This window comes from Shewanella sp. NFH-SH190041 (genome assembly GCF_024363255.1).
GTDB lineage: Bacteria > Pseudomonadota > Gammaproteobacteria > Enterobacterales > Shewanellaceae > Shewanella.
Genome location: NZ_AP026070.1, coordinates 2933982 through 2953327, shown reverse-complemented (window position 1 = coordinate 2953327; position 19346 = coordinate 2933982). Strand labels below are relative to the sequence as shown.

Annotated in this window: 12 protein-coding genes; 2 read left to right on the top strand and 10 right to left on the bottom strand. The window is 47.5% G+C overall.

The annotated features are described in order from the left end of the window. Nucleotides 1-6: 6 nt before the first annotated feature. Complete coding sequence (locus NFHSH190041_RS13105; protein WP_261922247.1) at nucleotides 7-1665, top strand: methyl-accepting chemotaxis protein; 1659 nt, start codon at nucleotides 7-9, stop codon at nucleotides 1663-1665. Nucleotides 1666-1758: 93 nt separating this feature from the next. Here the strand turns inward: NFHSH190041_RS13105 and panP are convergent, their stop codons facing one another. The 6 genes from panP to NFHSH190041_RS13075 form a co-directional block, all read right to left on the bottom strand. Then, a complete protein-coding gene (gene panP, locus NFHSH190041_RS13100) occupies nucleotides 1759-3432 on the bottom strand; it encodes a pyridoxal-dependent aspartate 1-decarboxylase PanP (RefSeq protein ID WP_261922246.1) in 1674 nt (557 codons plus the stop codon). A gap of 324 nt (nucleotides 3433-3756) precedes the next feature. Next, nucleotides 3757-4899, bottom strand: coding sequence for a glycerate kinase (locus NFHSH190041_RS13095; protein ID WP_261925121.1), 1143 nt, complete (start codon nucleotides 4897-4899; stop codon nucleotides 3757-3759). A gap of 56 nt (nucleotides 4900-4955) precedes the next feature. Continuing rightward, the gene (locus NFHSH190041_RS13090) at nucleotides 4956-6314 is read right to left on the bottom strand and encodes a GntP family permease (RefSeq protein WP_261922245.1); all 1359 of its coding nucleotides are present in this window, start codon (nucleotides 6312-6314) and stop codon (nucleotides 4956-4958) included. A 227-nt stretch (nucleotides 6315-6541) separates the two neighbouring features. After that, nucleotides 6542-7675, bottom strand: a complete 1134-nt coding sequence (locus NFHSH190041_RS13085) for a sugar diacid recognition domain-containing protein (protein WP_261922244.1) — start codon at nucleotides 7673-7675, stop codon at nucleotides 6542-6544. After that, complete coding sequence (locus NFHSH190041_RS13080) at nucleotides 7662-8276, bottom strand: uracil-DNA glycosylase family protein (protein WP_261922243.1); 615 nt, start codon at nucleotides 8274-8276, stop codon at nucleotides 7662-7664. Before NFHSH190041_RS13080 ends, NFHSH190041_RS13085 begins: the two co-directional genes overlap by 14 nt. 63 nt (nucleotides 8277-8339) lie before the next feature. After that, nucleotides 8340-8993, bottom strand: a complete 654-nt coding sequence (locus tag NFHSH190041_RS13075) for a hypothetical protein (RefSeq protein WP_261922242.1) — start codon at nucleotides 8991-8993, stop codon at nucleotides 8340-8342. A gap of 221 nt (nucleotides 8994-9214) precedes the next feature. Here NFHSH190041_RS13075 and NFHSH190041_RS13070 point away from each other — a divergent pair, with 221 nt between their 5' ends. After that, entirely contained in the window at nucleotides 9215-11164 is a 1950-nt protein-coding gene (locus NFHSH190041_RS13070) for an acyltransferase family protein (protein ID WP_261922241.1), read from the top strand. Nucleotides 11165-11194: 30 nt separating this feature from the next. On the opposite strand, the gene NFHSH190041_RS13065 is transcribed toward NFHSH190041_RS13070, so the two are convergent. The 4 genes from NFHSH190041_RS13065 to NFHSH190041_RS13050 all read right to left on the bottom strand — a co-directional run bounded on the left by NFHSH190041_RS13065 (nucleotide 11195) and on the right by NFHSH190041_RS13050 (nucleotide 18917). Continuing rightward, nucleotides 11195-13357, bottom strand: a complete 2163-nt coding sequence (locus NFHSH190041_RS13065) for an MtrB/PioB family decaheme-associated outer membrane protein (protein ID WP_261922240.1) — start codon at nucleotides 13355-13357, stop codon at nucleotides 11195-11197. A gap of 13 nt (nucleotides 13358-13370) precedes the next feature. Beyond that, entirely contained in the window at nucleotides 13371-14357 is a 987-nt protein-coding gene (locus NFHSH190041_RS13060) for a DmsE family decaheme c-type cytochrome (protein WP_261922239.1), read from the bottom strand. Between the two features lie 74 nt (nucleotides 14358-14431). Beyond that, the gene (locus NFHSH190041_RS13055) at nucleotides 14432-16453 is read right to left on the bottom strand and encodes an OmcA/MtrC family decaheme c-type cytochrome (protein WP_261922238.1); all 2022 of its coding nucleotides are present in this window, start codon (nucleotides 16451-16453) and stop codon (nucleotides 14432-14434) included. Between the two features lie 283 nt (nucleotides 16454-16736). Continuing rightward, complete coding sequence (locus tag NFHSH190041_RS13050) at nucleotides 16737-18917, bottom strand: OmcA/MtrC family decaheme c-type cytochrome (protein ID WP_261922237.1); 2181 nt, start codon at nucleotides 18915-18917, stop codon at nucleotides 16737-16739. Nucleotides 18918-19346 lie beyond the last annotated feature (429 nt).

Genomic DNA, 19346 nt, shown 5'->3' with positions numbered 1-19346 from the left:
TATTACATGAACCGAATTTTGGATATCTCTATCCGCATCAAGCTGTGGGGTATCGCGTTACTGGTGATTATCTCCGGGGCATTGATCCTGCTGAGTATGACAATCAATTTAAGCCAGGTAGATAACAAATTTACTGAGTATGAGAAGGGCGCAGGTGGTACAGAGCGGGCGGTGTTATCTATTAAGGGGGATATGAATGATTTTTCTCGTATCACTCGTTCGATACTGATTGGTGACGATTACAATAAAAATATGGTGTCACTGGATAAGTTTCATCAGACGATCCCGCGCTATTTTGAACAGTTACGTGAGTCAATTGAGCATATCTCTAATGAATCTGAACGCACTCGCTTAAACCAATTAGCCAATGATGCTGAGCGGGACACGCAAAATTTCATTCAAATTGGGTTTGATTGCATGCAGGTGTTGGCGGGGCAGGAGCGTACGCCAGAGCAATTAGCGACAGCGTGGCAGCATTATAAATTAACTGCATTTCCTCCAGCTAATGCAGCCTTAGCCAGTTTTAAATTGTTGGCGCAGGCTGAAACGAGTGTTAGAACTCAATTGGAGCAGGGGTCTAAAAAAGAGCTGCAGGATACTCGTTGGGATTTAAGTGTTTTAGTGTTGATATTATTTGCTATCGTCACCATGGCAATTGCTATGTTGGCAAGAGCAATTGTGTTACCCGTGCAGGGAATGCTGTCGACGATTAACAGCATTGAGCAGCATTCTGATTTAACTCAGCGGATCCCTGAGTTGGGTAAGGATGAATTAACTGCCCTGTCGATAGGTTTCAACCGTATGTTGGAAAAGTTCCAGCTCAGTTTACAACGAGCTTCTGGTATGGCACAGCATTTGACGCAATCAGCTCAGGAGACACAATCCGTTACTGCTGCTGCGCTGGTGTCTATTGATAACCAAAAACGTGAGTTGGATATGGTGGCTACCGCCATGAATGAAATGACATCGACAGTGGTTGATGTTGCCCGTAATGCGAGTGCGGCTGCCGAAGCAACGGAAGAGTCCGATTCAACAGCGAAAGAAGGTAATCAGGTTGTTGCTCAAACCATTAGCAGTATGCAAAGTTTGGCTGCAGAAGTGTCAGGTGCTTCGGATTCTGTGGCTGAGTTAGAACAGCACAGCCAGCAGATCCAGAAGATTCTTGAGGTGATTCAGTCTATTGCCGAGCAAACCAATCTATTAGCATTAAATGCGGCTATTGAAGCGGCTCGGGCCGGGGAGCAGGGACGGGGATTTGCTGTGGTTGCTGATGAAGTGCGCACGCTTGCTAGTCGCACTCAGGATTCTACTGAGGAAATCCGCGCCATGATTAATCAGTTGCAACAGGGCGCTTTGCGAACCGTTGAAGTGATGAGCCGCAGTCGGGAGTATTCCGATGACAGTGTTCAGTGTGCGGAGCAGGCCGGTAATGCTCTCGACTCCATTACTGTTAGTGTGGCAAAAATTAATGATATGAATTTGCAGATTGCCACAGCTGCAGAGCAACAGACTGCGGTTGCGGAAGAAATTAACAGTAATATCGTCAGCGTGCATCAGGGGATGAGCCAATCAGTGGCGGGAGCCGAGCAGATGAATGCCAATGCCTTACAATTGGCGCAAACCGCGAATGAATTAGCTGCCTTAGTTGCAGAATTTAAAGTTTGATAAATGCTGTTCACTCTCAGTATATGATCCGGCCAGTAATGAATTAATACTAGCCGGATCAATCTGTTTTTTAGTTAGCTTATGATGTGTCAGTTATACGCTAGGTGCGTTTGTTATCACATCTTGGGCGAGTTTAAGTAACAGGGGCAAATGCTGTGTGTCTTTGCCGGCGAGCATGACTTGTTCAGTCAGCACTTCCTGCAAAATAGCCTCTGTAGTAAGCGGGTTAGCCAATACGACCCGTAATACCGTGGTTTTACGATCTGGGTAGTTTGCCGCAGGAATGCGAGTGCGGGAGACAAAGGATTTACCCTGTTCACGCTGTATTTTCTGAATAAAACGGGTCAAGCCATCGAGCAGGGCATTGAGCTGCTCCATGGCTGCATGCTGGCCCGTTTGTTGTACCACTGTGATGGCCTGTTGCACTTGTCTGGGTACATAGCGGTAGGTCAACAGACATAACTCAGGCTCACTGGTCAGTTCAAAATCAGGGTGTTGTTGGATGAGCTTCGCAAAGTAGCGGGCTTTTTCCAAGCTGTTATTAATCAGAATTTCATAGCCTTCTCGACCAATAATCTGCAAACAGGCATGCACCAGCATAGCCATCCCCGGGCGAGAGCCTTCCAGTGTTCGGCTACCCAGATCTTTTGACCCACGGCGTAAGATATATTCAGCATGATGCTCAATGGCATTGGCTGAGGCCGGATCTTTAAACAGAACCATACCAGCACCCATTGGCACATACATTTGTTTATGGGCATCAATAGTGATGGAGTCGGCCAGCTCTGCGCCAGCCAGCAGATGACGGTAGCGATTGGAAAGCAGTGTCGCGCCGCCCCATGCTGCATCAACATGAAAATGACATTCTAACTCTTGGGCCAGTGCTGCTAATGATGTTAGGGGATCCACATTGCCTGTCTCAGTGGTCCCGGCCACGCCAATAATGGCCATCACCCGGATATTGGCCGCCTGCAGTCGAGCCGCTTGTGCCCGCATTGCCTGCATATCTACGCGGTTATGGCTATCTGTCGGTACGGCAATGATATTATCCCGGCCAATGCCGAGAATATCAGCAGCTTTGCCAAGGGAATAATGTCCGCGCTGAGAGACTAAAATAGCTAAATCATCCCAACCATAATGCCGCAGTGCCCGATGCAGCCCTTCACGTACCACCCCTTTAAAGCGCCCGTCAGGTGCCAGCAATTTATTGCGAGCGATCCACAGGGCGGTCATATTGGCCACTGTACCACCGGAGCAAAAAGCCCCTAATGCATGCCCAGCATTATGCAGCCACTGCTGATAAAAGTGACTGTCCTGACCATAAACCAGATGATGCATCATCCCCAGTACCTGACGCTCCAGTGGCGTAAAGGCTTTGGAGGTTTCAATTTTGACCAAGTTCTGGTTTAGCCCCACCATCATTTTCGACAGTGGTAGCAGGAAATAGGGCAGAGCTGAGGTCATATGCCCGATAAAGGTTGGCGCGGCAGTGTGTACCGAATGGGCGACCAGATTTTGCATAATTTCATCAACATAATCCGATACAAACCTAGGTGATGTCGGGATGGCATACTGCTGGAAGTCTTTTTCAATTTCGCCGAGGGGCTTTTCCAGTGCGGCAATACTTTCCTGTAGAAAGCCCGCCACATCTCGCCCTAATTGCTGCTCGATGCGCCCTAAGGTTGATTCGGGTTGTTCGGGAATAGTGAAAATACGGATAAGTGCTGCTTCAGACGCTGTGGCCTGGCGGGGGTACGATGCTGTCATAATATTCTTATTATTGCGCTCAGCCTTGCCGGGAAACGGTTAAGTCTATTTTTGCCATGAATAGACAGGATCTAACAAGCTCCGAGCCGTTTGTCAAAATGCAGTCACTCTACTGGATGGAGATTTTGTCATCAAGGGCGCAGGACACAGTTCTGTTTTTGTTCAAGGGGCAGCATAGGAAAAAGCCCGCCGCTGTGGGCGGGCACAAGGCGTTTTTAGCCTGTTATGAGCTGACATAACGTCACTCTCTCGACTTTGGTCATCAGCCGGAAAAGTGTTTTCGGCTGCCAAAGCGGCGAGCGTTATCCTGCATTTCTACGGTCTTTAGCGTTGCCCCAGTTTAAGCAGTGCCGCGCAGCTAGCTGCTGTGCGGGTCAGGTTTTCCCGCGCTTGCACAAGTGCCTGTGTCAATGGCATTGGCGCAGGCATAATCGGGATCACGGCCTGCATGCCCTGCTGCACAATGGCATCGGCATCCTGGCCAAGACTACCGGCCAAGGCGATACAGGGCACGGCATTTTGTTTGGCAACATTCAAAACCCCCATGGGGGTTTTGCCATAGACCGTCTGGCCATCAATTCGCCCTTCACCGGTAATGACTAAATCGGCGCCATTCACGGCGGCGCGCAGATTGACGGCATTAATCACCAGCTCGACACCGGGTAACAACTGGGCGCCCAGTAAGCTAACCAAGGCATAGCCCATACCGCCAGCAGCACCTGCGCCCGGCAGCAACTGCATGTGGGCGCGGTCAGGAAATTGTGCTGCGACAACACTTGCCAGTTGTCCTAATGCTTTATCCAATTGTGGGATCATTGCTGGGGTTGCCCCTTTTTGTGGCCCGAACACTTGGGATGCACCGCGGATACCACATAAGGGATTGTCCACATCACAGGCCACATCAATGCGGCAGTGAGCGAGTGCCGGATGCAGCGCAGATAAGTCCAACTGTGCTAATTGTTGCAAGGCCAGCCCCCCAGCAGGCAATGCTTGGCCATCAATATCGAGTAATTTGGCACCGAGGGCCTGCAACATCCCCGCCCCGCCATCATTGGTGGCGCTGCCCCCTAGCCCGAGAATAATATGCCGCACGCCACGCTTGATGGCGTCGAGAATAAGCTCTCCTGTGCCATAGCTGGTGGTCAGGGTTGGATTGCGCAGGTTTACAGCAACATGGTGTAGCCCAGAAGCTTCAGCCATCTCTATCACGGCAATATCCCGCTGTCCCAACAGGCCATATCTGGCATGGACGCTTTGGCCCAATGGCCCGGTAACATGACAGTCGATAAACCGCCCTTTGGTGGCATCCACCATGGCCGTCACCGTTCCTTCTCCGCCGTCGGCCATCGGCACTAATAAATAGTGGGCGTCAGGAAAGACTTGGCTAAACCCTGCCTGAATTGCTCGGGCGGCTTCCAGTGCGGTGAGGCTTTCCTTAAAGGAATCTGGGGCAATGATAATTTTCATAGGCTGCATAAGATGCTCCCGAGTGATGGCTGTTTTTTACACTAACCGTTTGAGAATTATAGCAATACCAGAGACAGCAGATAAACCAAAGTCATCGCGGTGATCCCCTGTACTGCGGTGGCCATTGTCTGTGCCCGATAAGCTTGGGAGACACTCATGCGACTGAATTGAGTGACAACCCAGAAGAAGCTGTCATTGGCATGGGAGACCGTCATGGCGCCGGCACCAATGGCCATCACAGTCAATACCCGCCCCATATCGCTTGCTAACCCAATATCACCAAGCAGTGGGGCAACCAATGCTGAGGTGGCCACCAGGGCAACGGTAGATGAACCTTGGGCAGATTTAAGCGCTGCGGCCACCACAAAAGGCATAAAGATGCCAATGCCGAGCGCCGATAGACTGGTGCCAAGAAAATCACCGATTTGACTGGCTTTTATGACGGCACCAAAGGCACCGCCAGCCCCAGTAATAAGCAGGATGGGCGCCGCGACGGTTAATCCTTCACTTATGCGTTCACCAAATTCAGCCATGCGGTCGGGGCGTTTCAGTAACGCCAGTGATAGCAGCAGGCCGATCATCAGCGCATTAAGCGGCTGACCGAGGAAATTAAAAAGTTGATATAGGCTATCGCTGCCCAGCGGTTTGGCGGGGAAATTGGCGATCGAGCCAAGACAGATAAGGACTATGGGTATCAAGATGGGCGCAAACGCTGGTAAGGGTTTAGGGAGCGTGCCATAACTGGCTTTGAGGCTGTCATAGCTTGCCTGTTGTTGCAGTAACTCATCCGCGCCTTCACCGTCAGGGGCCTGCTTGGCAAAACGGCTAGCCCACCATAAACCGGCCAGTGCCGCAACGGCAGCAATGCCCAGACCAATGGCAATCACCCAACCTAATTGATACTCAAGCCCGAGATTACCCGCTGCCGCTATTGGCCCTGGCGTTGGCGGCACAAAAGTATGGGTGGCGTATAACCCGGTGGCGAGCGCCACACTCATGGAAACATTGGACACGTTCATACGACTGGCCAGAGATTGTTTTAGCGAATTTAAAATCACAAAGCCGGAGTCACAAAATACCGGGATAGACACGATATAACCAATAATCGACATCGTCAGATTAGGAAAACGTTGTCCTAATACGCGGATCACCACATCAGCCAAGGTAATGGCCGCGCCGCTGCGCTCCAGAATAATGCCGATAATGGTGCCCAGCACGATGACTAAACCGATGTAGCCGAGAATGCCGCCAAATCCTGCGGTAATGGTTTTGGCAATCTCTGCTGCTGGCAGGCCGAATGCAAATGCCGCGATAAAGGTTGCTAGCAGTAAGGTAAGAAAGGGGTGGAGTTTCAGCCGCGCAGTGGCCAGTACAATAAAGGCCACCACTGCGAGCAGGGTGATTACAAGGTACATGTCATCATTCCATTGTGATTATTTTGGCAAGGTGCCGCCTTGGCTGACTTTTGAGCAGCATACTAGCGGGAATATGCGCGTGTAGGCGGGAGCTATTATCCCTTAGCACATCGAGTTTGACTTTGGCGGCTGTGACGGATATTGCCTTGTAATATCACGCTTTTTTTGTGCATTTGCACAATGGCTATTTTCTGCAACATGAGGGAAATGATGTCGCCATACGCAGGTTAAGTCCGAGTTTGATGCAGCCAGAACGCCAGTTGTAGTTGCATCAGGCCATCAAGGGATTGCAATGAGATGCCGGTGATCTGACTGATTTTATCCAGTCGGTATCTGAGGGTGTTACGGTGAATAAACAGGGCGTCAGCACAGGGGCCGGGTTGGGCTCCATATTGCAGATAAGCCATGAGCGTGCGGCGCAATATGCCTTTTGTATCCGCCTGGAGTAGAGCCTCATAAGGCTGACAAAGCAGCTCACCGCGCCAACTGGCGGCTAGCTCACTGAGTAGGACCTCTCGGGCATAATCTTCGTAGAGATACTTGCCTTTTCCAGGGTGTAGATGTTGCCCTATCGACAGGGTTTCCCGAGCCGTTTGGTATGAGCGAGCGATACCGCCATCCCCACTGAAAAAGTGCCCCAGTGCAATATTGAACTGTTGACGCCAAGTGCCCGGTATACGGGTTAACAGTTGTTCAATTCGCTCATGTTCAGCCGCGGGTGACCAGCTTTTACCGTTTAAAAATGCGGGTTTGAGGATCACCAGTTGGGACAGTGATGTCATGGCGATCAGATTATCCCGCTCTGGATATTGCAGCAGGGACATCAACTGTTTCATTTCATCTCCCCGAGGAGACGGCATCTCAATGATGGCCGCGACCCGAGGGGTATGAATATCAATATCCAGCTGTTTAGCCCAATGCGCGAGCTTGGCCATGTCAGCTGCGGATGCGCGGATCAGTTGCAGAATAAATTCTTCACGGCGACGATTTTGCCATTGCAGCTGTTCCATCAAATTGGCCTGTTCCACAATCATTTCGGCCGTCATTTTCAGCAGTTCACCGTATTGGCTCAGGCTATCTGGGTGCCCAGTAATACCGATAACACCGATAATTTGTCCTTGAAATCTCAGTGGTAGATTGAGTCCGGGTTTGACGCCAGTGGCACTGCAGCCTTGATAAATGGCGATATCCTCACCTTGGGCGATAGCCTGACATGCACCTAGGTGTTGCTGTCCCAATCTGGCGGGGTCGCCAGAGCCAAGGATGATCCCTTGCCCATTCATCACATTGATATTGTGACCGATGATTTTTATGGTGCGGCGAACAATTTCGCCAGCCAGAGCCGGATCAAGTTGATACATGGTGCGGCTCCAGAATCTCTCTGACTCTGCGACGCAGCAGCGGCAGTATGGTTTGGCTGAACTCAGGGTGTTTTTTCAGCCAGAAATTATTGCGCGGGCTCGGGTGGGGCAGGACTAGGCGCTCGGGCCAGAATGTTTGCCATTGTTCCACTGCGGAGGTCACCGTCTGATGGCCGCTATCTGCCAGATGATAATCAATGGCATATTGCCCCAAGATCAGGGTGAGCTGTACCTGTTGAAGCTGTGGTAGCAGCTGGGGATGCCAGCAGGCCCGGCATTCGGGGCGAGGTGGTTTATCGCCCTGGGCTTTACCGTGACGCATAACCGTACCGGGATAACAAAAGCCCATGGGCACAATCGCAAACAATTCGGGGTTATAAAATGTCGCCCGATCCACCCCCAACCAATCGCGCAGTCTATCGCCACTGGCATCATCAAAAGGGATCCCCTTGTAATGTGTTTTGATGCCGGGCGCCTGCCCGGCAATGAGGATTTTAGCTTGAGCTGAGGCCTGTAATATCGGTTTGGGTGGCAGGGGCAGTACCGCTTCGCAGATCCGACATTGGCGGATCTGCTGCATCAGAGATGACACAGTATCCATAATGGTTTCCTCGTGTGAGTTGTTATGATGCCATGGGGTTATGCCGCCTGATAATGCTTTGTTTTATTGGGCCATTAACTTGCCACTAATCTGTATTAGCCAGTAAAGCAATAGCGTGACAGAGGGGATTAAGGCCAACAGTGCCCATAGCCGGGTGGCTAAGGTTTTGGCATAACGCAGTGCTACTGCGGCCAAACTGGCACTGAATAGGCCAAAAGGCGCCAGATACAGGGTGGGGAGCGTTAAACACACAGCCGCCAGTGCCAGATAAAGTGCACTGTGACTGGACAGCGGGCGGGCTGAATGCTGCAGTGCCAGAGGCAATAGCGCAAAGGCGGCAGCAATAAAGATGGCGCCGAGTTTAAAAATCAGATCAGCACTACCCGCATGCTCTTTTAAGGCAAACATCAGGGCGGCGAGGGGAAATAACATCCCCAGTCCAGCATGGATGCGTGCCACGCCGGATTGACTATAAGGTCCTGTAAAATAAAACAATAACTGGAATATAAGGTTGAGCAGAGTAAAACTGCCTAAAGACATCAGGATGATGGCCGATGCTTGCCCTCCCGCAGGATTAAACGCCATCGCGGGGGCAACGGGCAATAGGAATAAACTGACAGCAATACAGGCTGGAAAAACAGCGACATTACGCATGGAAGACAGGAAAAAACAGAAACAGGTGTAGGTTAAGATCCGGCAAAGCGGTAACTGAATCAAGTATCAGCATCTGCTTTTTCAGGGAGTTTGAATTCGGTCACAATATGAATATATCCAGATTCAGCATGATATATTTTTATTTATTAATAGTTATTGGTAAAAATTTAAACGATAAATCAAGCTGTAATTTAATATTTACAATGATAAATAACTACCTATAAATATAATATAATACAACTTAATTTAATTTATTTTTGGTCTATGACTTTTATAGAGACCTGGTGAAGTTTTTGTTTATGAAGTTTAGAAGTGATGTTAATGGGCTTAGGGCCATTGCTGTAATTGGAGTAGTTTTATTCCATTTTGGATATTCATCTATTCCAGGAGGCTTTGCTGGTGTCGATGTTTTTTTTGTTATTTCTGGTTTTTTGATGACATCAATTATATTTAGTAAAATAGATGACAATAAATTTTCGATTACGGATTTTTATGCATCCAGAGCTAATAGAATCATTCCGGTACTGTTTTTTGTTAGTTTAGCATTAATTATTATTGGTTGGTTTTATCTTCCCCCAACTGATTACAAAATGCTTGGTAAGCATATAGAAAAAAGTATACTTTTTTTATCAAATATAAGGTATATGAATGAATCTGGCTATTTTGCAGTATCTTCTCATACTAAGTGGTTATTACATACTTGGTCTTTATCAGTGGAGTGGCAATTTTATATTTTATACCCCGCTGTTTTGTTGTGTGCAAATAAATTCTTGTCGCTGAAAAACATAAAACGAGTAGTTTTATTATTATTGTTAATTAGCTTCTCTATGTGTATCTATTATGAAGTTAATCAAGATAATAGAACTTATTTTATGCTTTCTACAAGGATGTGGGAAATGTTATTTGGAGGGTTGGCATTTTTATATCCATTCAAAATAAAAAATCCAAGAATAGTATCTATTATAGGATTAGGTTTGGTTATTATATCATTTATATTATTTAGTAAAAATAATATATGGCCAAGTTATTTAACCATAACACCAGTATTAGGTGCTTATTTAATCATTTTAGCTAATGCAAAGAATATTATTTTAGATAATAAAATATCACAAAAAATTGGTGAATGGTCTTATTCGATATATTTGTGGCATTGGCCAGTTGTCGTAATGAGTATTTATTTTAAAATTAGAAATTGGCAGGCAGTTGGGGTGTTATTATCTTTGTGTCTAGGGGCCTTGAGTTATTATTTAATTGAAAAAAATAAATGTATGACTTCAAAATTGACATCATTGAAATCAATATATAAATTTAAACCTATATTAATGATTTTGTTCATATTTGTATTGAGTAAATTGATTTGTTTAACAGATGGTTTTCATTGGCATTATTCGAATGAAGTTTTGCTCGCGAGTAATGAATCATTTGATCGTAATAAAAATAATTTGATGCTGGATGAAAATAGTGGAGATTTTTCGGTAAAAATATTAGGTAATAGTAATAATATTAAAGCTATTATGGTTGGTGATAGTCATGCAGATGCGATTGCTACAGCATTATCTACCTTATTTGATTTAAAAAAGGAGGGGGTAACTGTTCTTGCTAGGGCTTCTTGTCCATTTATTATGAATGTAAAAATATCAGGAAACTCTTTATTATGTTTGTATGATAATAGTAAGCGAATGGAATATATTAATAAACATCCATCTACACCTGTGTTTATTGCTGCAAGAATGTCTGCATATCTATATGGTCAATCTAATCCAGAGCGTGTGACGACTCCATATAAAGGACCACTTATTTATTTTAAAGATAAGTATCATGAAGTAAATAAAAAATTTTTATTAGAGCTTGAGAAAAATATTGGACTAACTATTGATGGTATTAATAATAAAGACCGTGTTTTTATTATTTCCCCGATTCCGGAAATGCATACAAATATACCTAAAGCGATAGCAAAAGAAAAATTGTTATATAATGATGTACATAATGACTTTTCAATATCAATCTATGATTATGAAAAAAGAAATAAACAGGTAAATTTAATTTTAAAGAATGTGACTAGAACATTAGATGCCCATTTATTATCACCAATAAATTATTTATGTAAACAAGGAAAATGTATTTCGAATATTCATGGCCGACCAATCTACTATGATGGTGACCATATGAGTGAGTTTGGTAATAAACTGTTAACACCTATGTTTAGATCCGCTCTAGACGATAGATCCTCATAAGTCAGAACAAATGAGGATCTATGATGCGACTCAGTTAAAACGGTATTGCAGGGTAAACATCAGTAGTTGAGCCTGATAATTGTTATCTAGCTGACCGAAACTCAGGACATTCCAGATGGCATCGGGGCTGAGTTGTGTTGCAGGATCAGTATCTTGATAGCGTTCATAACGGTAATCCAGTTTCACACTGGTCTGGCTGCTGAGGTGATATTGGCCGTAGAGACTCAGGCTGTGATTGATCGCCTGATAGCGGCCATAATCCTTGCTTGGGCCATTATGTAACCCCTGTGTGACTTGAGTATTTGCCCGTGAGTCAGCATATTGATAATCCAGCCCGATACTGAGTTTATCAGCCAGCAGATTGTCATAGCGCACGGATGTGCCCACATATTGGAATCTATCTTCAATATCACTGTGCCAGCTGGGGCGGCTGATATCACTGATTGCGCCATGTTGGCGAGAATCAATGCGCTGCGCGCCATAAAATGCACTGAGGTGCAGATCCTCACTGGCCTGCCAATTGGCACTGATATCCCAGCTGATATCTTCTGCTTCTGTCAGGCCAATAGCGGTGTGACGATAATCATCTATGGCGTAGCGCAAGGCGCTATCTAAGGTGATATCCGCAGGCAGTGAATAAGACAGACTCAATTGCGCTTGTGTGCGGTTTCGATCAGCCAAGTTATAGCGCCGCAGCAGGGGATTAGCTTCGCTGGAGGTCAATGCCGAAGCTTCAAAACGCGAACCATCGCGCATTTCATGGCTGGCTTTCAGGCGCAGATCCAGATCATCCATAGCGCGAAGCAGCATACTGGCCCAAACCTTATGTTCATCAGTTTCTTCCCGCTCGCTATAACTGCGGGTGTCTTGGCGATAATCGTAACCAGTGTCGAGTTTAACGCCGGCTGCTAGGCGGTAATCCGCAGCCAGCTTTATCTGTTGACGCTGACTGTCGTAGGGGGTGTTGTAGGCAACTTTCCCTGATAAGGGGTCAATGCTTATCTGCTGCCAAGGTAGGATCTGAGTGCGATTATCTCTGTCATACAGATCATAACTGGCTTTCAACCGAAGATCTCGGTTGATGCGATAACGGGCTTGAAAATCCGCGCCTTGGATATCAACCTGATTTTCTAACGATGGCTGCGGCAGGGGATAATGGTAACCTGAGCTGATAAGCGCGTCATCTTGACGCATTTGTCCCAGATAAGCGCGGCTTTGCAGTTGTAGCCTTGTGGTGTGATAACCACCAGATAATGTCACGGTATGGGCATCATTATCTGGCGCCAATGCCATTACGCCAGTGCTTTGGGCTCCGAAGGTTGGTACAAAGGCATTGTCAAACTGCAGCATGTTGTAGCGGTTATTGAACATGGAGCCACTGTAATCCAGCGTGCTGTACCAATGGTTTCCCTTGGCGGTAATGCCTGCGTTGAGCCGATCTGTCTGATAATCCACCGGTGATGCCAGCATCATGGATTGATCAAAAAAACTGCCTGAACTGGTTTGTAAACCGGTTTTTGTCTCGCGCCGGAAACTGAGATAAGTTTGCCAGCTGCTGGCGCCGGCGTTAAGTGACGGTGTGCTACCAAACATATCACTATATGACAGCGTCATGCCTATCTGCTCACGCTTGAATGATAAGCTGAGCGGGGATAATGCGCTATCCAATGCGGTCATCTCCGCCGTGGTACTGGCTGTTACCCAGTTTTCTGGGAGGTACAGATAATTGCTGCCAATCCCTAAATAAGGAGTGAGTGCATTATCGGTATCCCAGTGCGCTAAAGTACGATAGTCCAATGCCAGTGCGTAACGGCCAGCTTTATTGACCGTCAGCGTCGCCCGGCTGGCATCCATTCCCAGATTGTTTGCTTCGGCATCAACGCGGTAACCATCTTGGCTTTGGTAACTAAGATCGGCATTGATACTGATCGGCCATTGTTTGTCACTGCCCATCGCATTGGCGCTGTGACCGTTGTGACCAGTGTTATAGCCGCTACCCAGTGACGCCTGCCCTTGGATACCTTCAGCTTGTGGACAACGTTTGCATTGCCAAGCGTTAAATTTCACCTTGGCAGTATTTGCCTGATCCAGATGGTAGCCCGTGAGTTGCTTTTGCGAGGACGCTTCTTCTGCTATGGCACCAGTCCCGGCTGTTAGTAAGGCAAGGGTGATGAGATTGAGTTTATATGTCATGGTGCTCTCCCTGTCAGCGCTGCAGTAATTTGCCGGATGGATGGTTGGAGCCATGGACTTGGCTGTGACAGTTCAGACAGCTGCGGCCTCCTGTCATGGCATTATTGCCACCTTGGCCAAACAGTGGTTGGCCACTGTGGGTACCGGCATGACACTGCTGACATAACTGTGGTGCCCGGGCAGTCAGCATATTGTCATTGACGCTGCCGTGAGGGTTATGGCAACTGACGCAGTTTTCTGTCACTGGCGCATGTTCCCATAGCATGGGACCACGTTTGTCGGCATGACACTCATAACAGGACTCGTTAATGGATATCTGAGTTAAATCACTGGGGTTCATACTGCCATGGGGGTTATGACAGTCGCTGCAAGTCATTTGCCCCCATTTCAACGGATGGCTGGAGCGTTTATGCAGATCGGCTTTTTCACGGGTATGACACTGGCTGCAGACGTTAATTTCAGTTTGTTTATCCAGCACGGCATCTTTAGCTGCATGGATCTGGTGGCAGTCAGCGCATGCAATCTCTGCATTTTGATGATGGCCGCCATCCCAATTCATGGCTAATTCGCCCTGATGGCAGGAGAGGCAAACACTGTTTTGCTTCTCAGTTGACAGGGAAGATTGACTGCCGAAGGTGATAACCGGCTCTTTGCCGCCGCGATTATGTTGTCCCATCGGGCCATGGCAGGCCTCACACTGAAGTCCTGCCATAGGGCTGCGGCTGTTATCTAGACTGCCGTGTGCTCCGTCAAATAGTGCCATAACCTGGTTATTTTTGCCGTGGCACATTAAGCAAGTGTCAGCACCTTTTGGGGAATATTTCCCGGCGGTGAATTTGGCATCTAAGGTCGCTTCCACTTCGGCCGGGGTCATTTTATTATCCCATTTTGCTGCGGTGGTCGAAGTAGAGAATATCGCGGTGACACAACTGGTCACCAGCACTATGGTCCGGAGCCATCCCGCCACCGTGCCTTTAGGGTACAGAGAGTAGTATTTCATGATGATATGTCCTGAGTCTGTCTGGTATTGCATCAGTTGCTAGCTGGCCACGTGTTAGGTGGCCAGCCATGTTGTTACATGCTGATGGCGCCGTGATTTGTCACTGTGGGTTTATGACAGGTAAGACAGGTTTCGGTAGACGGTAGGGCATCCCCTTGCTGATAGTAACCGCCGTTTTGCGTAATATGCTGCTCTGTGAGTGAAACATAGGGCGAGCCAATCACATGGCAAGAGGTGCATACCGCTGTAATTGGGCTGGTGTAGCCTGTGGTTGTCCATTCCCAGTTTTCATTAATGGCGTCGGTAGCCATTGGCCCTTTGTGTTCAAATGATGCCAGATTGAAACTGTCGTGACACTGGGCGCATTTACCGCCAATTAAACCAAAAGAGGCGCTCTCTTTATGGGTTTTGTGCAGCTTCATCTCCAGTGCCCCTTTATTTTTACCATTGGCATATGTGCCATGGGGGGTATGGCAGGTCACACAGCCACCGATATCATCTAATTGATTGATGACCAGCCCGGCATGTTTCACATGCTCAGAGAAGGCATTGTGGATCTCAAAACTGTCTCCGTGACAGCCGATACACCGGTCGATAGCCGTAGAGCTGCTAGCGCGGGTGTGTAGCGTGTCACTTAGGCCTGCATAAGATGTGACAGCATTGAGGGAGGCAAATTCGCTGGCATCCTGTTGGCAGTCAGTAGCATTGTGCTCGCTATCAACACAAATGGCTGCGGATACCATATTGACGGCGGTATCTGTGTCTGTACCGATAGCACCAAAGGGCAGTGCTTTGCTGGTGTAAACAAATTCACCCTTGTTATAGCTTAACTGAGTGGATGTCAGCGCTGGATTTGGTTTACCGTCGATGACCAGCTTTTGCTCATCAAGTTCATGGCGGCCATATGCCAATGTCGGGAAATTGGGCCCGATGTTGGTAAAGCTCTCAATGTACTTGATGGTGCTCAGTGCAACGGGTTGTCCTTGGTCATTTTGCAAGGTAATACTCATCCTGACTTGATGATCGCTTGCTGGCAGCGCTGCGGCGTTTTCCTGTGGCAGTACTGTCATCTGCACATTGAGCTGATGGCGCGCAATAAATTGCTTTTGTACCCGATGTGGCTGCAGATGGATTTGTTCTGTCATAGTGGCATTGTGACAGGCGATACAGTTACTGTTATCTGCTTGAGCCGGATGGCCATAACCACTGATAAAGTCGATATCGGTATGACAACTGGAGCAGGTTTCCATTGTAGGAACCCGTGACCAATTCCCCCATTCCTCTAGCATGGCGTCATCAGTAGTAGGTTTTTGATGGCATGTCTCACAGTTATCTTTCACCAGGGCGTGGGCCGTTTCAGCACTTTTATCCAGATTGCGGCCATACATTTTGGCACTGTTATGGACATTATGAATAAGATGCCCAAAGGCCAGTGCCGGGCGAGCCAGTTTGTCTGCTAGCTCCTGGTTATGGCAGGTTACACAGGTTTCTAAGTCGGTATAGTTGTGGCCTGCGTATAGTTTTTCTCCTGGTTGATGGCAACTATGGCATTGCTTGGCATCAACGATATTTTTAGTCAATTTGGCGCTACTGCCATCTGCAGCTAGATCTTCAGTGTATTCAGTATGTGGCACAACTGTGGCACCATCCTGTAGGGTGGATGCTGCAGCAATAAAATTGAATCTCTGGGTGAATGAAGTATCGGCACCTTCCAGTGGCAAATCAAAACTATAATGGCCGTTTTTATGATCCGTAAAACCTGTACTGTTGCCTGTTATTTGCCATTGCGCAGCTTCGCCCGGGCCATTGAATCCCTGTGGTATCAGCTGCGCTGCTTTCTTTATTTGAAAATCCTTCAGACCCACTACCGGTAAATCAGCTTCGTTGTGCGCAAATACAGTCACCTTAGCATTGTTATTGGCGACTTGTAGGTCAGTGATATTGAGATGGAGTTCGTTGACCGTATCAGCTGCTGGGCCTCCGGGTTTACCCGGCGTGCCGTTGTGGCCGTTATCACCATCGCATCCTGTCAGGGTGACAGAAAGCATGGCCGCTGTGATCAGCGCTGCCAGTTTGGAGTGCGTTATGTTCATCATATTTTTCCCTGCAATGTGATGATGAGTAAGTACGCCATCCACGGGATGTAGAGTGGATTTTTTATATTTTCTTTTAGCGACTTACCCATATTTAGGAAGTTTCTTCCTCAGGGAAAAATTACCGTAAGGAGGCTGAAAAAGCTGCATTAGCCGATTCAGACTGTGAACTGGATCTGTCTATTTCTTAATGAATATTTTAATGTGATGTGTGCAACTGTAATCACACTGCAACAGCTGTTAACAGTGACAGAAAAAGGGGAGAGTTGCCTCTCCCCTCGAATGGTTAATGGCCGTGTAATTGGCGTACTTGCTCAGGACTGTGACAGGTAGCACAGCTTTCTGCTTGGCGGATCAATACATCGGCTTTATCTTGCCCATCAATAATGCCGCCGAATCCTTCAATATGCGCTTTGCCAGCGTCACTCAGATATTTCTGGTGGCAACTCATACAGGCGCCTGTATCAGAAGACATCCAGATATCCGCGCCATGAGTATCGGCATAACGCCATGCACGTTCAGGGGAACGGCCAAGTTCGATGCCTTGCTCGGTATGACAGGTTGAGCAGTCGGTTTTGACGACAGTACTGCTGCCAACACCAGCATATTTCAAGTAGTGGCCACTGGCGTGGTGTGCTTTATAGGCAAAGCTGGTCGGAGATTTGACCGCGCCATAAGACAGCCCTTTGTCTGGGGTGTGGCATGCTTGGCAATTGACACCATTGTCATAATGAACAATTTCTTGGTTATGACACTCCATACACTTACCATCGTCAATAATGGTGCGACGTTGCTTGGCTGGTTCAGAGGTGTTGGACCCGTTCCAGGTAAAGCGCAGCGGTTGATGCTGGATGTACACCATACGCACGCCTTTAGCTGAATCACAGGCGGTAGGTACGATTTCTTTAACGCCATAACCACCTTTGTTGAAGCAAGTTGCTACTGCGGCATACAGCTCGACACTCTTACCGTTAAGATCCGGCAGGATCAGATTACTGGCGGCACTGTTGATACTAAAAGTTTTACTCTCTGGCTGATAGGTAGACACTGTTTCATCTAGCAAAGAGAATCCCCGGTCGCCGTATTTACTGCCAGTATCATATGCTGGATAGTTCTGATCGATATCCCAACTGAAATAGATGCTGGATTTGGTGTACATACTTGGGTTGGCAATAAATTCTCTGCCAACGGCTTGGCCTTTATCATCGAGGATTTGCACATCAAAGCTTAGGGTACCGTTTTGCACTGTGATATGACTGAAATGGGCTGAATATCCCTGGCTGGCCTGATACCCTTTCAATACATCGCCGTGGCGTTTGGCGGCGCTATCGGTACCATGATAAGGGCTTTCACTGTTATGGCAGGCGACACAGTCAGTGTCGCTATGATTTTTGGATGGCGTTTCTGTGTGGCAACCGATACAGGCTGAGTTACTTAAATCAGCATGGAACAGGCCCACATCGGCCGGAGCGCCTTCACCTTCAACATGGCAAGCTGCGCAGTCAGCAGCGGGTTGTTGTGGATACATGACTTTACCGTAGTCATGTTGACTTCCGTTGTAACCAATGACTTTATAAGGTGCTGGAACCATGGCTGCGGCATTTTTGTCGTAACCCACTCGATCTTGGCCTTTGTGGATAGCGTGGATCATATAGGTAAAATCTACGCTGTTGCCACTTTCAGGATCGGCAGAGGTTGCTGTATGACAGGATGCGCAACTCTCCAACTCAATCCGACGACCGCCATGGAGCGCTAAACTTTCTGGTTGATGGCAGGCATAACAGGATGCAATGGACACCACATCACGGCTCTGAATATCTTCGGTTTTACCTGTGGATGGTTGCCAGTCAAAGTGGGCATTGGTTACGGCTTGGGGGGCAACCAGCTCCAATGTGGCTCTTTGGGTTAACTCTGCCTGATAGGTGATTGGCAGTGGATCTGTGATATTGGCGATATTGGTTTGGAAGGTATAACGATAGCTGCCATCTTGGTTATCTGTCAGGCAGTTCTGACAATTTGCTGCAGCTTCTACCCCAGCCTGAAATGTTGCTCCCGGATTGAGGTGACGATCATCTGCTGGTATCCATTCCGGATTAGGTTGTTTTAAGCTGTTGATATAGGCCTGCCATTGAAATCCCCGCGGAGTGACATTGCCATCCAGTTGTGTGGCAGTAACGGGAGTGAGTTGGGCAATGCCGAAGCGTAAATCATGTTGGTTGGTTAAGCCTAGAATGGCAACGCCATTGGCATTTTCCAGTCTGAAATCTACGGTGACCTTGCCGGCATCAATACTGGCATGGGTGAATGTTGCTTTCAGTGTGCTGGTGGCATTAATGTTGATACCAATCACCCCGTCTTTGCCGTTTTCGCCATCATCACCATCACTACAGCCCGCTAGTGCCACGGAAAGTAACCCGGCTCCCAGCAACACATAAGGCCTGCGTTTGAGGTTAAAACTTTTCATCATCTAATTCCCTGCATTGTTATAATTATCAGCTTTTCATGTGGTTAGTTGCTTAACCGTAAAAAATGTGTGGAAATGGTTTTTCATCGGTAAGGCTAACAAACGATGTTTTTTTCGCAGTTGTTTTGAAACTGTTCTGTGAACTGGATCTGAGTATTTAGGCGGGGGGTATAGGCCCGTGTTTGAATCGTTTAAAAACAGAGCGGGTTGTCGATACTTACTGCCTTGTTTGTGTGGAAAGTGATCGTTTGGGCGGTTTTTTAGATTGCGTCAGGTGAAAATCCCGCCATCTGGCGGCTTGGTAGTTTATTAACGTGGTCACTTGCCGCATAATGCAGAACACAAGTGAAAACTATTATCGTTTTCGGTTGAAAATCTTGATCCAGATAAAGTTATTGCTGATTTAGCTGGTTTAGAATCGGTATCAGTTAT